Origin of the sequence: Halorubrum sp. GN11_10-6_MGM (genome assembly GCF_005435165.1) — an archaeon.
Taxonomy (GTDB): Archaea; Halobacteriota; Halobacteria; order Halobacteriales; family Haloferacaceae; genus Halorubrum.
Window position 1 is genome coordinate 1 of the sequence record NZ_SGUC01000013.1, and the last position, 15,996, is coordinate 15,996.

General features: G+C 72.2%; 18 protein-coding genes. 13 read left to right on the plus strand and 5 right to left on the minus strand.

Annotation, left to right across the window (positions count from 1 at the left end; translation table 11 throughout):
• Positions 1 to 140: 140 nt before the first annotated feature.
• Together EXE46_RS08200 and EXE46_RS08205 are read right to left on the minus strand one after the other, a co-directional pair.
• The gene (locus tag EXE46_RS08200; RefSeq protein WP_137687938.1) at positions 141 to 650 is read right to left on the minus strand and encodes a PUA domain-containing protein; all 510 of its coding nucleotides are present in this window, start codon (positions 648 to 650) and stop codon (positions 141 to 143) included.
• A gap of 121 nt (positions 651 to 771) precedes the next feature.
• Positions 772 to 1,686, minus strand: coding sequence for an HD domain-containing protein (locus EXE46_RS08205; protein WP_137687939.1), 915 nt, complete (start codon positions 1,684 to 1,686; stop codon positions 772 to 774).
• 130 nt (positions 1,687 to 1,816) lie between these two features.
• On the opposite strand from EXE46_RS08205, the gene EXE46_RS08210 reads away from it, so the two are divergent.
• The 8 genes from EXE46_RS08210 (at position 1,817) to EXE46_RS08245 (ending at position 9,594) form a co-directional block, all read left to right on the plus strand.
• The gene (locus EXE46_RS08210; protein WP_137687940.1) at positions 1,817 to 2,500 is read left to right on the plus strand and encodes a haloacid dehalogenase type II; all 684 of its coding nucleotides are present in this window, start codon (positions 1,817 to 1,819) and stop codon (positions 2,498 to 2,500) included.
• A 6-nt stretch (positions 2,501 to 2,506) separates the two neighbouring features.
• Positions 2,507 to 2,938, plus strand: a complete 432-nt coding sequence (locus EXE46_RS08215) for a hypothetical protein (protein ID WP_137687941.1) — start codon at positions 2,507 to 2,509, stop codon at positions 2,936 to 2,938.
• A 279-nt stretch (positions 2,939 to 3,217) separates the two neighbouring features.
• Positions 3,218 to 4,219: a 4-hydroxy-tetrahydrodipicolinate synthase gene (dapA, locus tag EXE46_RS08220; protein ID WP_137687942.1), complete on the plus strand. Its 1,002-nt coding sequence runs from the start codon at positions 3,218 to 3,220 to the stop codon at positions 4,217 to 4,219.
• Positions 4,216 to 5,040, plus strand: a complete 825-nt coding sequence (gene dapB, locus EXE46_RS08225; protein WP_137687943.1) for a 4-hydroxy-tetrahydrodipicolinate reductase — start codon at positions 4,216 to 4,218, stop codon at positions 5,038 to 5,040. The genes dapA and dapB overlap by 4 nt, the downstream gene beginning before the upstream one ends.
• Before the next feature lie 57 nt (positions 5,041 to 5,097).
• The gene (locus tag EXE46_RS08230) at positions 5,098 to 5,937 is read left to right on the plus strand and encodes a 2,3,4,5-tetrahydropyridine-2,6-dicarboxylate N-succinyltransferase (protein WP_137687944.1); all 840 of its coding nucleotides are present in this window, start codon (positions 5,098 to 5,100) and stop codon (positions 5,935 to 5,937) included.
• Positions 5,934 to 7,355 carry a diaminopimelate decarboxylase gene (gene lysA, locus EXE46_RS08235; protein ID WP_137687945.1) on the plus strand — a complete coding sequence of 474 codons (1,422 nt, stop codon included), beginning with the start codon at positions 5,934 to 5,936 and terminating at the stop codon, positions 7,353 to 7,355. The genes EXE46_RS08230 and lysA overlap by 4 nt, the downstream gene beginning before the upstream one ends.
• The gene (gene dapF, locus EXE46_RS08240; protein WP_137687946.1) at positions 7,352 to 8,329 is read left to right on the plus strand and encodes a diaminopimelate epimerase; all 978 of its coding nucleotides are present in this window, start codon (positions 7,352 to 7,354) and stop codon (positions 8,327 to 8,329) included. Before lysA ends, dapF begins: the two co-directional genes overlap by 4 nt.
• Complete coding sequence (locus EXE46_RS08245; RefSeq protein ID WP_137687947.1) at positions 8,326 to 9,594, plus strand: M20/M25/M40 family metallo-hydrolase; 1,269 nt, start codon at positions 8,326 to 8,328, stop codon at positions 9,592 to 9,594. Before dapF ends, EXE46_RS08245 begins: the two co-directional genes overlap by 4 nt.
• Positions 9,595 to 9,628: 34 nt before the next feature.
• On the opposite strand, the gene EXE46_RS08250 is transcribed toward EXE46_RS08245, so the two are convergent.
• A complete protein-coding gene (locus tag EXE46_RS08250) occupies positions 9,629 to 10,126 on the minus strand; it encodes an NYN domain-containing protein (protein ID WP_137687948.1) in 498 nt (165 codons plus the stop codon).
• A gap of 117 nt (positions 10,127 to 10,243) precedes the next feature.
• On the opposite strand from EXE46_RS08250, the gene EXE46_RS08255 reads away from it, so the two are divergent.
• The 4 genes from EXE46_RS08255 (at position 10,244) to EXE46_RS08270 (ending at position 14,668) form a co-directional block, all read left to right on the plus strand.
• Positions 10,244 to 11,347, plus strand: a complete 1,104-nt coding sequence (locus EXE46_RS08255; RefSeq protein WP_137687949.1) for an AI-2E family transporter — start codon at positions 10,244 to 10,246, stop codon at positions 11,345 to 11,347.
• A gap of 81 nt (positions 11,348 to 11,428) precedes the next feature.
• On the plus strand, positions 11,429 to 12,580 hold the full coding sequence (locus EXE46_RS08260) for a cell division protein FtsZ (RefSeq protein WP_137687950.1): 1,152 nt from the start codon (positions 11,429 to 11,431) through the stop codon (positions 12,578 to 12,580).
• Positions 12,581 to 12,647: 67 nt separating this feature from the next.
• Positions 12,648 to 13,382 (plus strand): hypothetical protein, encoded by a 735-nt coding sequence (locus tag EXE46_RS08265; RefSeq protein ID WP_137687951.1) that lies wholly within the window; start codon positions 12,648 to 12,650, stop codon positions 13,380 to 13,382.
• A gap of 101 nt (positions 13,383 to 13,483) precedes the next feature.
• The gene (locus EXE46_RS08270) at positions 13,484 to 14,668 is read left to right on the plus strand and encodes a 5-(carboxyamino)imidazole ribonucleotide synthase (protein ID WP_137687952.1); all 1,185 of its coding nucleotides are present in this window, start codon (positions 13,484 to 13,486) and stop codon (positions 14,666 to 14,668) included.
• Between the two features lie 18 nt (positions 14,669 to 14,686).
• On the opposite strand, the gene EXE46_RS08275 is transcribed toward EXE46_RS08270, so the two are convergent.
• A complete protein-coding gene (locus tag EXE46_RS08275; RefSeq protein ID WP_137687953.1) occupies positions 14,687 to 14,938 on the minus strand; it encodes a type II toxin-antitoxin system HicA family toxin in 252 nt (83 codons plus the stop codon).
• Position 14,939: 1 nt separating this feature from the next.
• Positions 14,940 to 15,209 carry a type II toxin-antitoxin system HicB family antitoxin gene (locus EXE46_RS08280; RefSeq protein WP_137687954.1) on the minus strand — a complete coding sequence of 90 codons (270 nt, stop codon included), beginning with the start codon at positions 15,207 to 15,209 and terminating at the stop codon, positions 14,940 to 14,942.
• A gap of 112 nt (positions 15,210 to 15,321) precedes the next feature.
• Between EXE46_RS08280 and purE the strand changes: the two genes are divergently transcribed.
• Positions 15,322 to 15,930, plus strand: a complete 609-nt coding sequence (gene purE, locus EXE46_RS08285; RefSeq protein ID WP_137687955.1) for a 5-(carboxyamino)imidazole ribonucleotide mutase — start codon at positions 15,322 to 15,324, stop codon at positions 15,928 to 15,930.
• The last annotated feature ends 66 nt before the right edge of the window (positions 15,931 to 15,996 follow it).

Consider the following 15,996-nt stretch of genomic DNA (forward strand, 5'->3'; position numbering starts at 1 on the left):
CCCCGCACGGCCCCGCACCTCACGCCTCCCCAGCCTCGTCGGCGGCTCCCGTCGGTCGCCGCCGACTCCCTCGCGTGGTGCTGACTCGCGGCCGCCCGGGGCGGCCGCTCGCAGGCACGCGCCACCGCAGGAAAAATTCGTTAGTCGTCGTTCGCGGGGTTGCCGTCGCGCGTCTTCACGGCGACGCCGGAGCCGAGCTGCTCGGCCTCCGCGCCGGAGAGTTCGGCCCGCCCGACCCCGAATATTGCGTCGCTCTCGTCGACGACGAGCACCTCGTCGCCCGGCCGGATCCCGTCGTCGGCCGCGGTGACGAACTTCGCGAACGCGTTGCGCCCCTCGCGGACGAACGGCTCGCTCTCCTCGCCGACGACCATCCGGTGTCGCGGGGCGGCGAAGGCGTCGTGGAGGCGCTTTCCCCCCGCGATCCCGAGCGTGAACCGGCCGTCGGTGCCGTACGAGACGAGGCGGTCGCCCTCGCTGCTGCCGGGGGTGTCGTCGACGTCGCCGTCGATCACCTGTCGCGGGCGGCCGCCGCTCGACCGGCGCACCGTGAGCGGGTCGTCCGGCGGGAACAGGGCCTCGCCCGCGCCCGCCCCGAACTGGTAGTCGGCGGCGGTCCGCAGGTCCGCGAGCGTGTCGGCGTCGGTCATGCCCGCGATACCGACCGCGCGCCCAAAGCGATTGCGACACCGACCGGCCGCGCCGCCTCGGCCGCGACGCGAGCCAGTGACGCCTCCGCGGCCCGACTCCGGACGGTCCGGACGGCCCCCGCTACAGTTCGATCCGGTCGACGATCGAGCCGTTCCCGTCCTGTCCGTCGCTGTGGGTGTTGATCGCGACGGTCCGGATCTGGTCTTCGAGCAGCGAGCCGTCGATCTTCGCCTTCAAAAGCGAGTCGACCTGATAGACGCCCGCGGCGTTGTTCATCCGTATCACGACTTGGACCGGGGTCTCGTCGCCCTCGCGGAGCGAGACGCGCTCGATCGCCTGCGAGGAGACGGTGTTGATCCCGCGGCCGCCCTCCTCGTAGGGGACGCGCGAGCGCCCGCGCTCCATGTCGAGGCCGTCGGCGATCCGGACGACGCCGGCCTCCAGCGTGAGCGGCTGCTCCTCGGTGTGGTGGCACAAGATCGCGTGGAGCACCTCCGCCTTCACGCGAACGCGGTCCGCCGCGCCGTAGAAGGTGGGCAACAGATCGTCCAGCAGGTCCGCGGCCAGCGGGATCGAGTAGTACGGGTGGTCGTCGCGGTGGACGACGTGGCCGATGTCGTGGAGCGTCGCCGCCAGCGCGACGACCACCGGCTCGTCGGCCTCGTCGAGCCCCTGCTGGCGGGCGCCGTTGAACTCGACGCCGCCGGACTTGAGGAGGTCGTACAGCCGGAGCGCGCGGTCGCGGACGATCTCTACGTGTTTGGACCCGTGGTCGTTGTACCCTTTCCGGGCGACCGGGTTGACGTTCTGCGCCTCTAGGTAGGCGACGACCTCCTCGTCCGATTCGAGGTGCGCGAGGACTTCGTTGAGCCGCTCGTCCGGGAACGCGTGTTCGGCGTCCGGATCGTACTCGTGGCGGTCGGCGTCGGTGTCGGCGTCGATCTCGTCGCGCGGGTCGGGCGCGCCGTCCGCGGTCGGGTCCGGGACGTCGTCGCCGTCGGTCGGGTCGGGGGCGTCGTCGGCAGGGTCGTTCATGCGTCTCCCAGAGTCGCCCGCCGGGGATAAATGTGCGAGGCACGCGATTCCAACGGAGCCCGCCGGTCGATCCCGACGGAGCCCGCCGGCGTCCCGACCGCTTATCCGGCGGCCGACTGTGGCCTCGCGTATGGCGTTCGACCCCGACCGCGTCTCGACGGTGACGTTCGACTCGTACAGCACGCTCGTGGACGTGGAGGCCGCCGAGGCGGCGCTCGCGGACCGCGTCGCCGACCCCGAGCCGGTGTCGCGGCTGTGGCGGTCGCGGTCGCTGGCGTACACGTTCGTCGCGAACGCCGTCGACGCCTACCAGCCATTCTACGAGATGAACCGCGACGCGCTGACGTACGCGCTGGCGGCGCACGGCGTCGACCTCCCCGACGCGGAGCGCGACGAGATCCTCGCGGTGTACCACGAGCTTGAGGTGTTCGACGACGTGCGCGACGCGATCGGCCGCCTGCGCGACGCGGGCTACGACTGTTACGTCCTCTCGAACGGCGACCCGGAGATGCTCGCCTCGATGGTCGAGCACGCCGACATCGGAGACCTGATCGCGGACGCGATCAGCGCCGACGAGGTGGAGACGTTCAAGCCGGCCGCCGGGCTCTACCGCCACTGCGCCGCCCGGACCGGGACGCCGGTCGACGAGGTGGTCCACGCCACCGCCGGGTGGTTCGACGTGCTTGGCGCGCGCCACGCCGGGATGCAGGCGGCGTGGGTCGACCGGAAGTCGAGCCCGTGGGAGCCGTTCGGCGGCGACCCGGACGTCACCGTCGAGACGCTCCACGAGCTGGCGGACCTGCTCGGGGCCTGACGCGCAGTGCGGCTCCCGACGCGCCCCCGCGGTCGGCCGCTCGCGACGTGGCTCCTGATCGCCGTGGCCGGGCAGCTCTCGGTCCGCGGGCTCGTCGGCGGCGCGGCCCTCGTCGCCGCGCCCTCGGGCCGGCTGGTCGGGGCGTCGACGGCCCCGCTCGACGGGCTCCCGGTCGGCGACTTCCTGCTTTCGGGAGTCGCGCTGTTCGTCGCCTTCGGGGTCGCGCCCGGGGTCGTCGCCGCCGCGCTGTACGGCCGCCGTGGGTGGGCGCCGCCCGCCGCGGCCGCCGTCGGCGCCGCGCTGCTGGGGTGGCTGTCGGTCGAGCTCCTCGCCGGGTTCGACCGACCGACGGCGTGGCTGAACCTCGCGACCGCCCTCGCGCTGCTCGCGCTCGCCGGCCGCCGATCCCTCCGGGCCGAGGCGCGAACGCCCGGGTGACGGCGCGGCCCCGCGGCAGTTTCGACCAGAGGCACAATCTATAAGCGCGCGACCGATCCATATGTCGGTGTGACCCGACCCGCGTCCGCACGCGGTCAGCCGTCGACGCCAGCGGCGCGGCTCTTCTCGAAAAAACGCGCGTGAACCGTCCGTCGGCGGGAGTGGCGACCCCGTCCCGGACGACCCCCGGCCCGCGCGCATCAGTCCGCTGACCGACCCGGACTCACCGCTACCCGACCCGAACTCACCGCTACCCGACCCAAACCCACCCCAACACCCATGACGGACACCACCACCACGACACCCTACGCGACGCACGAGGAGACGGACCGAGACACCACCGACGCGCCCTTCGAGGGCGTCTACCCGGCGATGACCACGCCGTTCACCGAGGACGACGCGGTCGATCACGAACAGCTCGCCGACAACGCCCGCTACCTCGAACGCGCCGGCGTCGACGGGGTCGTCCCCGTCGGCTCGACCGGCGAGTCGGCGACGATGAGCCACGACGAACACGTCGCGGTGATAGAGACGGTCCGCGACGCCCTCGACGACATCCCCGTGATCGCGGGCACCGGCTCGAACAACACCGCGGAGGCGCTCTCGCTGTCGCGGCGCGCGGCCGACGCGGGCGCCGACGGCCTGCTGCTCATCTCGCCGTACTACAACAAGCCGGAGCCGCAGGGGTTTTTGAACCACTACCGGACGATCGCGGACAAGGTCGACCTCCCGCAGATAGTCTACAACGTCCCGAGCCGGACGGGGCAGTCGATCCCCGCCGACGTCACCGTCGAACTTGCCGAACACCCGAACATCCAGGGGTACAAGGCGGCCTCGGGCGACCTGAACCTAATCAGCGAGGTGATAGAGCGCACGCGCGACGCGGACTTCGCGGTGCTGTCGGGCGACGACGGGCTCACGCTGCCGGTCCTCTCCGTCGGCGGTACGGGGACGATCAGCGTGGTCGCCAACGTCGAACCCGAGCGGACCTGCGCGATGGTCGGCGCCGCGCTCTCGGGTGACTACGACCGCGCGCGGACGCTCCACCACGAGCTGTCGCCGCTCGTCCGCGAGCTGTTCGCCGAGACGAACCCGATCCCGGTGAAGGAGGCGATGTACATCCGCGGCCGCGGCGGCCCCCGCGTCCGGTCGCCGCTCTCGCGGCTCTCGGAGGGGCGGCGCGACGCGCTCCGCGAGCTGCTGGCCGCGTACGAGGACGGCGAGCCGGGGGCGGTCGACCCGGCGGCCGTCGCGTCCGCCGCGACGGAGGGCGCCGAATGAGCGGCGCGAGCGACTCGGCCGCCGCGGGGAGTGACGGGGACGACGACCTCCGGATCGCCGTCACCGGCGCGGGCGGTCGCATGGGACGCGAGGTGATCGAGGCCGCCGTCGGCCGCGAGGGCGTCGCGGTCGCGACCGCGGTCAACCGCACCGAGACGGGTCCGGTCGCGGGCGTCGCGGTCGCGGACGCCGACCGACTCGGCGACCTGCTCGCGAGCGAGGAGCCCGACGTCGTCGTCGACTTCACCGGCCCGGCGTCGGCGGTCGCGTACGCCGAGGCCTGCGCGGACGCCGGCGTCCCGCTCGTGACGGGGACGACTGGGTTCACGGAGTCGCAGCTCGACTCCCTGCGAGCCGCGAGCGAGGCGGTTCCCGTGCTCAAGGCGTCGAACTTCGCGCGCGGCGTGGCCGCGCTCCGCCGCGCGGTCCGCGAGGCCGCCGCGGCGCTGCCCGGCTACGACGTCGAACTGACCGAGACGCACCACAACGCGAAGCGCGACGCCCCCTCAGGCACCGCGAAGTCGATCCTCGACGATGTCGAGGGCGTGCGCGACGACCTCGACGAACGCGTCCACGGCCGCGAGGGAGACGCACCGCGGAGCGCCGGCGAGATCGGCGTCCACGCCCGCCGCGCGGGCGACGTGACCGGCGAACACGAGGTCCTGCTCGCGGGGAACCGCGAGACGCTCGAACTCACCCACCGCGCCGGCGACCGCGGCGTCTTCGCCGAGGGCGCGCTCGACGCCGCCGACTGGCTCGCCGGCCGCGACCCGGACTGGTACGGGTTCGGTGACGTGTTGGACGCGGACGACGCGGAATAATCACTGGACATAGTCACATCGACATATAAATACCGCCACTCATCCATACACCATTCAATGAGTCTCGAAGCCGACGTAACCGACCTGTGGAACCGCTATCAAGACGGGCTGACCGCCGCCGACGCGACGTCCGACGACGCCGACGTCATCGACGAGTTCCTCGCCGCGCTGGAGGCCGGCGAGGTCCGCGCCGCCGAGAAGACCGGCGACGACGTGACCTCGTGGGAGGCGAACGAGTGGGTCAAGCGGGGGATCCTGCTCAACTTCGGCCTGCGAGAGACGGAGCCGCGGGAGTACGGCGGCGTCACCTACCACGACGTGCTCCCGCTCCGGGACACGGACGACCTCGCGGAGCGCGGCACCCGGAACACGCCGGACGGGACCGCGATCCGCCGCGGGGCCTACCTCGGGAGCGACTGTATCATGATGAGCCCCTCGTTCGTCAACATGGGCGCGTACGTCGGCGACGGCACGCTCGTCGACTCCTGTGACACCGTCGGCTCCTGCGCGCAGCTGGGCGAGAACGTCAAGCTCGGCGCGAACACCCTGATCGGCGGGGTCCTCGAACCGGTCGAGGACGCCCCGGTGATTATCGAGGACGGCGTCTCGCTGGGCGCGGGCTGCCGGGTCACTTCGGGATTCCGCGTCGGCGAGAACTCGATCGTCGGCGAGAACACCCTCCTCACGCCGCGCATCCCCGTCTACGACCTCGTCGAGGAGGAGATCGTCTACGGCCACCTCCCGGCCGACCGCCGCGCGTTCACTCGGATGGTGGCGTCGTCGGTCGGCGACCACGAGCTGTTCGAGGGCGGCGCGTACAAGCCCGCGGTCGTCGCGACGCACGTCGAGGAGGAGACGCTGGAGGCGACCCGGCGGGAGGACGCCCTCCGCGAATGAGCGACCGCGACGTCGGCGCCGCGGAGGCGACGACCGGCTCCGTCGACGACGACAACCCCCCGGTCCGCCGCGTGAGCGACTGGGACGCCGACCGGCTCGCCGCCCTCGCGGCCGACCACGAGACGCCCCTGTACGTTCAGGACCTCGACCGCGTCCGCGAGAACTGCGAGCGCCTGCTCGCGGCGTTCCCCGACGCGGACGTGAGATACGCGGTCAAGGCGCACACCGGCCGCGCCGTCTTGGAGGCGGTCCGCGACGCCGGCCTCGACGCCGAGTGCGCCTCCGCGGGCGAGGTCGACCGCGCGCTCGCCGCCGGCTTCGACGGCTCGCGGCTCCACTACACCGCGGTGAATCCGCCCGCCCGCGACCTCGACTACGTCGCCGACGTCGCTGAGGCGGAGCCGGAGCTGACCGTCACCGCCGGGGCGGTCGACACCCTCGACCGCCTCGCCGAGCGGGGCTACGACGGCCGGGTCTGCGTCCGCGTGAACCCCGGCGTCGGCGCGGGCCACCACGAGAAGGTCACCACCGGCGGCGCCGCGAAGTTCGGGATTCCCTACGACCGCGCCGCGGCGGCGGTCCGGGCGGCGACCGAGCGCTTCGACGTGGTCGGGATCCACGCCCACGCCGGCTCCGGGATCGACCCGGACCAGCTCGACAGCCACCGCGAGCTCGTCGCGCGGATGGGAGAGCTGGCGCGGGAGCTGATCGACCCGAGCGGCGATACCGATCCGAGCGACAACGACCCGAGCGGCGACGGGGCCGACGCCGACCCCGTCGATCTCGAGTACGTCGACGTCGGCGGCGGGTTCGGCGTCCCGTACGAGGAGGACGCGCCGCCGCTCGACCTGCCGGCGGTCGCGGCGGCGACGCGGGAGGCGGTCGCCCCGCTTCCCGAGGGCGTCGACCTCGCGATCGAACCCGGGCGCTACGTCGTCGCCGACGCGGGCGTCCTCCTGACGAGGGTGAACACCGTGAAGCCGACGCCGGACGAGACGGTCGTCGGCGTCGACGCGGGGATGACGGACCTGTTGCGTCCGGCGATGTACGACGCCTACCACCCGATACGAAACCTCGGAGGCGGACGGGAACCCGACGGGGGCGACGCTCCTCCCGTCGCCGAGCGGGAGGCAACCCCTGTCACCGTCGCCGGACCTATCTGTGAGACCGGCGATACGCTGGGTACGAACCGAGCGCTCGCCGACCCGAACCGCGGGGACCTCCTCGCGGTCGGCGTCGCGGGCGCGTACGGATACGAGATGGCGAGCCAATACAACTCACGGCCGCGGCCCGCGGAGGTCGCGCTCGACGACGGAACCGCGACGATCGCTCGACGCCGAGAGGACCTCTCCGACCTGACCGTCGCCGAACGACACCCGGAACCCGACGGCGGCGACCGACCGGAGGCGGAGCGATGAGCACCCACGCCGTTCCGGTCGAGAAGTACCACGGCACCGGGAACGACTTCCTCGTCGTCGACGCGGCCGCCGAGAACGTCGGCGACCGCGCGGCGTTCGCGCGGGCCCACTGCGACCGCGAGACGGGCGTCGACGGGCGGGATTTCGGCGCTGACGCCGGAGGCGACGCCGACGGGATCGGTGGGGACGGAAGCGGCGAGACAGCCGGCCGACGAGGCGCCGACGGCGTCCTCTTTTTGAGCGTCGAAGAACGGTTCAACCCGACCCGCGTCGTGATGACGCTCGTACAGCCCGACGGCTCCACGGCGTCGATGTGCGGCAACGGCGCGCGAGTCGTCGCGCTGTGGGCGCACGAACAGACCGGCGAGCACGAGTTCATGATCGACACGCAGGCCGGCACCCGCCGGGCCACGGTGAACGCGGACGCGACCGCGGCCACCATCGAGATGGGCGAGCCGACGTTCGACCCGCGTCGCGTCCCGGTCGCTCGCGAGGGTTCCCTCGCGGACGAGCCGCTGGTCGACGAACCGGTCGAGGGGCTGACGGTCACCGCCGTCAACACCGGCGTTCCGCACGCGGTCGCGTTCGTCGACGGCGGCCGCGAGGACCCCGACGGGATCGACGCGGTCGACCTCGACGCGGTCGCGCCGCCGGTCCGCCACGCCGAGGTCTTCCCGGAGGGGGCGAACGTGAACCTCGCGGCGGTCGTCGACGACGGGTCCGGCGACGGCCCCGCGGTCCTCGACCAGCGCACCTTCGAGCGCGGCGTCGAGGGCGAGACGCGCTCCTGTGGCACCGGCGCGGTCGCGGTCGTCGCGGCCGCCCGCCGGCTGGGCCTGATCGAGGGCGAGTCGGCCGTGAGCCGCCCGCCGGGCGGCGAGCTGGAGATAACGGTTCCCGACCGCGGCCACGCGACCCTCTCCGGCCCGGTCGCCCACGAGTTCTCGGGGACGCTCCCCGCCGACCCGCGATGAGCGAGGAGTCCGGGCGCGACGCGGACTCGGTGCGCTCCGCCGACTCGGAGCGCGCCGCCGACTTCGACCCCGTCTCGTTCCTCGAAGAAGCGGTTCGAATCCCCTCCCACGAGTCGGCCGACGAGATGCGCGAGTTCGCTGTCGAGACGCTCGCGGCCAACGGGGCGGACCCCGCGGTCGTCGCGGACGGCTGCGTCCTCGCCGAGAAGCGCTCCCCGGAGCCCGACGCGGGCCCGCACCTCGTGTTGAACACCCACCTCGACACGGTGACGCCGGGCGTCCCCTTCGAACGGGGAGAGGCGACCGAGGACGAGCGGGGCGGCACCGCCCCGGCCGTAGACGGACCGGACGAGGTGATCCGCGGGCGCGGCGCCTGCGACGCGAAGGGGCCGCTCGCGGCGCTCCTCGGCGCCTTCCTCGCCGCCGACCCCGCCCGCGGCCGGCTCACCCTCGCGCTCACGCCCGACGAGGAGGCGCTGTCGCTCGGGGCGGCGGCGCTGACGGGGCGGCTTCCGGGGACCGAGGACCGGCTCGACGCCGACCTCTACGTGGTCGGAGAGCCGACCGGGCTCGACGCGTGTACCGCCGCGAAGGGCCGTTTTCAGGCGACGGTCGAGCTGTCGGGAACGGCCGCGCACGCCGCCGAGTTCGCGGGCGCGAACGCGGTCGCGGCGGCCGAGGACGCGCTCGCCGCGATCCGGACGTTCGACGCGGGCGCGGAGCCGCACCCGCAGTTGGGTCCCCCGAAGCTCACTCCCACGGTCATCGAGGGCGGCGAGGCCACGAACCAGGTGCCGGCCGACTGCGCGATCACGGTCGACCGGCGGAGCGTCCCGCCGGAGACGGCCGAGGAGTTCCGGTCGTCGCTGGCCGAGGCGGTGCGGGGGTCGCTCGCCGACGTGGCGGGCGGCGACGACCGCGGCGACGTCGACGCCGCGGTCGCGCTCACCGACCGCGAGTCGCCGTTTCTGGAGGCGTTCGCCACGGACCCGGACCACGAACTCGTCCGGGCGGTCGCGGCCGCGGCGCGCGAGGCGGGCGACGCGGTCGGCCTCCCGAGCGAGCGCGGCGGCGACGTGCGCCCCTTCGGCGCCGCGACGGAGGCGTCGTACTTCGCGCCCGCGCCGACGGTCGTGTTCGGCCCGGGTGACCTCGCGGACGAGACGGGCGCCGTCGCGCACGCCGAGCGGGAGTACGTGCGGGTGCGCGAGGTCGAGGCGGCCGCGGCGGCCGTCGCGGACGCGGTCGCTGCGCTGCTCGGGTAGCCGCCCGCCTCGGCGCTCGTTGCCGGCGCCGTAGTTACAGGAGGAACTGCTCCTCGTCGTCCGCGAGGTCGACGAAGTCGTCGGCCGCCTCGATCAGCTCGTCGGCGGCGGAGTTGCCGAACCCCATCGCCTCCACGCGGACGCCCTCGTGGCGGAGGTGCGAGCAGAGCCGCGCGAAGTCGCCGTCGCCGGTACAGAGGACAACGGTGTCGACGTGGCTCGCGAGCGAGACGGCGTCGAGGCTCATCCCGAGGTCCCAGTCGGCCTTCTTCGAGCCGTCGGCGAACGTCTTGATCTCCTTGATCTTCGTCTCGAAGCCGATGTCGCGGAGCGCCTCGAAGAAGCTCTCCTCCTCCGGGGAGTCGGCGCGGATCACGTACGCGATGGCGCGCACGAGCGACCGGTCCGCGACGGCGCCGTCGAGGAGTCCGGAGTAGTCGATGTTCCGCGAGTAGACGCTCTGTGCCGAGTGATACAGGTTCTGCGAGTCCGCCAGCACCGCCACGCGCTGGTCCGGGTGAATGTCGGTCATAGGTCACTCTTCACCCCCCGTCGTTAGGGGCTTTGGGATCGGCGCGGCCGCGGTTCCGGGGTCGTCGCGGTCGCAACGACCACCATGGTTTATGTCAGGCGCTGGCGACCGTGGCCCATGGACGAAAAGCGGTTCGTCGTCGCCCTCTTCGGCCTCGCGGTCGCGCTCGTCGCCGGCTACGTGGCCTATCGGTTCGTCGCCCCGCTCACCGTCGCGGTCTTCCTCTACTACTCGACGCGGCGGTTCTACCACCGGCTCGAACGGTTCCGGCTCCCGGCCCGAGTGCGCGCGGTGGTGTCGCTCTCGGTCATCGGCGTCCCGCTCATCGGTCTGGTGAGCTACACGCTGGTCCTGCTGATCTTGGAGGCGCGGCGGTTCATCGAGACGTACCCGGTGGCCGACACGATCGGCGCGGAGAACTCGGTGATCGGCGATCTCGCGGCGCTGTCGAACCCGACCGCGGACGAACTGCTCGCGGCCTACCGCTCCGGGCAGTTCGACCCCCTCATCGAGCTCGTCTCCGAGCAGGCGTCGCTGCTCGCCAGCACGGTATCCGGACTCGCCTTGAACCTCCTCATCACCGTGGTCGTCACCTACTACCTGCTGATCGACGGCTCCAAGTTCCACGACTGGCTGCTCTCCTTCGACGACGACGCGATCGTCCGCGAGTACCTCGAGACCGCCGACGACGAGCTGGAGGCGGTGCTGTACGGCAACCTGCTCAACGTCATCGCCATCTCGATCATCGCGGTCGTCACCTACCTCGGGTACAACACGGTCGCCCCCGCCGCGGTGGAGATTCCGTATCCGACGCTTGCGGGCGCGCTCACCGGCGTCGCCAGCCTGATTCCGGTGATCGGGATGAAGATCGTCTACATCCCGATCGCGGCGGCGATGTCGATCCCGATCGCGCTCGACGGCGAGATAGCGCTGCTCGCGTACGTCGCCGGATTCCTCGCCGTCGTGGTCGTGGTCGTCGACACCATCCCCGACATCGTCCTCCGGCCGTACTTCAGCGGCAAGACGACGCACGTCGGGCTGCTCATGCTCGCGTACATCTTCGGCCCGGTCGTGTTCGGCTTCCACGGGCTGTTCCTCGCGCCGATCATCCTCGTGTTGGTGCTGACGTTCGCGGACACCGCGCTGTTGCGCCTGCTCGGCGTCGAGCCGAATCCGGGGCCCGAGATCCCCGAGGGGCAGCAGCGGCTCGACGAGTTCTGAGGCGTCGCGAGTGCGCGAGGATTCGGCCGGGGTTCGCGGCGAGCCGAAGTCATATATCCCCGCTCGACGACCGGGGCACGTATGCGACTACACGTTATCGGCCTCGGCGGGGCCGGGGGCCGGATCGCCGACAGGCTCGCCGCCGCCCACGACGGCGATCCGTTCCTCGCGGGCGTTCACGCCTTCGACACGGACATCGACGCGCTCGGAGCGCTGGACGCGCTCGGCGACGAGCGCCGGTACCGGTTCGGCGACGCCGCGGGCGGGGACGGGCTCGGCGGTGACCTCCACGCCGGGCGTCGCCTCGGCGACGCGCACGCGAGCGAACTCGGCCGCGCGATGGACGACCAACAGCCGTCGCTCGCGGAGGCGTTCCTGCTCGTCGTCGGCCTCGGCGGCGCGGCCGGCGCGGGCGCGGCGCCCGCCCTCGCCGAGGAACTCTCGCGACTCTACGACGCTCCCGTCTACGCGCTCGGGCTCCTCCCGACTCCCGACGAGACCGAGGACCCCGACGAGGGCGGTCCGGCGGGAGCGGGATCGAGCGCCGACCCGGCGCCGTCGGCCCCGCACCGCCCGCTCGCCGAGCGGAACGCCGCGAGGACGCTCGACGCGCTCTCGGACCGCTGCGCGGCGGTCTTCCCGTTCGACAACGCGGCGTGGCTCCGTCCGAGCGAGACGCTCGGCGGGGCTCGCGACCGGCTCAACGAGGTCGCCGCCGAGCGGGTCGCGGCGCTGTTCGGCGCCGGCGAGACGCCCGAGGGAACGGAGACGCCCCAACAGGTGCTCGACGCGAGCGACGTCGCCCGCGCGGTGGGAAGCGACGGCGAGATCGCGGTGATCGGCCACGCGACGCAGGCCGTGGACCCCCCCGAGTCGGGCTCCCGGTTCGGGCTCGGGCTGTTCGGCTCCTCGGAGCCGGCCGAGGTCGACACGAGCGCGGCCGTGTCGGCGATCGAGACGGTCATCCGGAAGGCGGCCCGCGGGAAGAACACGGTCGAGGTCCCCGAGGGACGCGCCGACCGGACCCTGCTCGTGGTCGGCGGTCCGCCGGCGTGGCTCAACCGGGAGGCGATCGCCGACGGGCGGCGCTGGCTCGCCGAGGAGACCGGCTCGGACGCGATACTGAGCGGCGACGCCCCGGTTCACGACGGGGACGAGGTGTTCGCGGTCGTGGTCCGGTCGGGGACCGACGAGTCGGACCGAATCCGGGAGCTCCGGGAGACGATCGAGTGAGCCGATCCGAACGGAGTAGCGTGGACCGACCCGAACGGATTAACCGCGTGGCGCGCCCAGTCCTCTCGTGACGACGAAGCCCGACCTCGGTATCGACCTCGACGTGCGCGACGCCGCGGCCGTCGCGGAGCGCCGCGACGAGCTCGTCGCCACCGTACGCGACCACGCAGGGGAGATCGCCTACCAGCTCGCGCGGCTTCAGGGAGGCGACTACGGCCGCGAGACGCTGTCGACGCCCGGCGGCGAGTGGACGGTGAAACACGAGGCGGGCGAGCTGGAGTTCCTGCTGTTCTCGCCGACCTCCGGCTCGGACACGTACGTGATCTCGACGAAACAGCCCCCCAAGCCGGCGGCGCTGGCGACCGCGCTCGACGACTACGCGGCGTTCGTGGCGGCGTGGAACGAGCACGTCGACTCGCTGTCTGGCGTCCTCGACGACGTGCGCGCGGAGTTCCCCGACCCGGCGACGACCGACGGCGTGGTGGCCGAACGCGACCGCGTCCTCGACGGGATCCGCGACACGTGCGCCGTCATGGCCGGAGAGATCCACCGGTACGAGAGCGACGACTACGGCACGTTCACAGCCCGCGTCGAGGGCGACCGCTGGGAGCTGAAGTACGACGAGGGGGCCGTCTCGTACCTCCGGATCGGCGGCTCGGGCGGGCTCTACCTCCTCTCGCAGTACGGCGCGCCCTCCGCGGCCGACGTCCGGGAGTACGCGGACCGGTTCCGCGGGTTCGTCGAGGCGTACAACGAGTTCGTCGACGAACTCGAAGCCGACCTCGAACGGATCTCCGTCTGAGGGGCCGGTGCCGTCCGCCGCCACAGATCGATCCGTGTTCGTGCGTATTCGGCGGTTGATTTGGTAATACTTATTCACTTCTGTTCAGTACCGCACCGTACATGTCGATCACCCTTCCGGGGCCGACGCTCGGCGTCGTGGGCGGCGGGCAGCTGGGCCGGATGTTGGCCGAGGCCGCCGCGCCGCTCGGCGTCGACCTCGTCGTGTTGGACCCGACGCCCGACTGTCCGGCGGCGCCCGTCGCGGCCGACCAGATCGTCGCCGACTTCGACGACGCGGACGCGATCGACGAGCTCGCCGCCCGCGTCGACGCCCTGACCTTCGAGATTGAGCTCGCGGACCCGGCGGTCCTCGCGGCCGCGAGCGAGGAGCACGGCGTGCCGGTCCACCCCGACCCGGCCACGCTGGAGACGATCCAGGACAAGCTGGTCCAGAAGGAGGCCCTCGCCGACGCCGGGATCCCCGTCCCCGAGTTCGTCGCGGTCGCGACCGCCGAGGGGCTCGAACGCGTCGTCGAGGAGTTCGGCGGCGTGATGCTGAAGGCCCGCGAGGGCGGTTACGACGGCCGCGGGAACGTCCCCGTCGAGACGCCCGACGAGGCCGCCGCCGCGCTCGACCAGATCGGCGGCGCCGCGATGGCCGAGGAGTTCCTCGACTTCGAGCGCGAGATCGCGGTGATGGGCCTGAAGGGCGCCGATGGCGAGACGCGGACCTACCCCGTCACGGAGACGATTCACCGCGAGGAGATCCTGCGCGAGAGCGTCAGTCCGGCGCGCGCCGACGACGCGGTCGTCGCGGAGGCGGAGTCCGTCGCCCGCGACGTGCTCGACGTCCTCGACGGCCGCGGCGTCTTCGGGATCGAGCTGTTCGAGACCCGCGAGGGCGAGGTGCTGGTCAACGAGATCGCGCCGCGCCCGCACAACTCCGGGCACTGGACGATCGAGGGCGCGCGCACCTCGCAGTTCGAGAACCACGTCCGCGCCGTCCTCGGCTGGCCGCTCGGCCCGACCGACCTCGTCGCGCCCGCCGTCACCGCGAACGTGCTCGGCGACGTGGACGACCGCGAGGCGGCGACGCTTCGGAACGTCGAGACCGTCCTCGACGCGGACGACGCCGACCCCCACTGGTACGGCAAAGACGACGTGTACCCGCTCCGGAAGATGGGGCACCTGACGGTGACGGCGCACGAGGACGCGGTCTCGCCGGGCGACGGCGAGACCGACCGCGACGCGCTCCTCTCGCGGGCCCGAGAGCTCCGCGACGGACTGACGTTCCGGGACGCGTAGCCACGGCTCGGTCGGGCCTCACGAGTCGCGGTCGATCCACGCGCAGAAGGCGTCGAACTCGTTCGCACCCGCCCCGTCCGCGATATCCCTGAGCGTCCCTTCTCGAAGTTCGTCGTGTAGCGGGACCGTGACGTGCCTTTTGTCCGTCTCGTTTGTCGGGTGTTCGTAGTAGAGCTGTGCGTGATCTCCGGTAGTCCGTCGCCACTCGAAGCCGCCGAAGTTGACGAGTACCTTCACGACTTCTCGTCCGGAGAACGTTCGCCTCGCCACGCTACTCGAGGATGTCGGGCGGGGCCTCGGTCCCGGTCGCGTTCTCCTCGGGATCGATCCCGAGTTCGCGGAGCTCCTCGTCGGTCGGTTCGCGACCGATCTCTCCCCGATGGAGCGCGACGGCCTCGTCGAGGTTCTCCAGCGCGTCGGACCGGGACTCACCCTGCGTCGCGACGCCTGTTCCGACGTCTCGGGCGATCCACCATCCATCCTCGCGCCAGAGTCGGATCTCGCTATCGCGATCCGATCTATCATCCGTCGTGCTCGCCATCGTCGTACCGTTCGTCGATTCAACTGATAAGGGTTGGGCAGGGCCCTTACGCCGACCGAGACGGGAGATCGCATCCGGCACTTCCTTACCGACCTCCGCCGAACTCCCGTCCATGACCACGGTTGACGACCTGATCGAGCGGCTCGAAGCGGAGGCGGCGGCCGACGCCGACCCGGCGACCACCCCGGACGTGGGGATCATCATGGGCTCCGACTCGGACCTCCCGACGATGGAGGGTGCCTACGAGGCGCTCGACGAGCTCGGTTTCGCGGAGCAGACCGACTTCGGCGACGCCCCCGACGCGCGGTTCACCTACGAGAGCTACGTCGTCTCCGCGCACCGGACGCCGGAGCTGATGTACGCGTACGGCGAGACGGCGACCGAGCGCGGGGTCGACGTGATCGTCGCGGGCGCCGGCGGGAAATCCGCGGACCTGCCCAACATGACCGCCTCGATCGCGTACCCGGTACCGGTGATCGGGGTGCCGGTTCAGGAGAAGTCGGTCGACTCCGTTATCGGGATGCCGACCGGGGCACCGATCGTCGCCGTCGACGCCGGGAAGTCGTACAACGCCGCCCTCTCGGCCGCGCAGGTGCTCGCGCGCGAACACGACGATATCGAGGAGCGACTGGTCGAGTTCCACGACGATCAGAAGGCGGGCGTCGCGGACGTCTCCGCCGACCTCCACGACCTGGGTCTCGACGGGTTCCGCGATCGGTAGCGAGACCGCGTCGAAGTCGGCCGCCCCGCCGTCCGGACGCACGTCATTTTTCGTCGCGTGACGGAG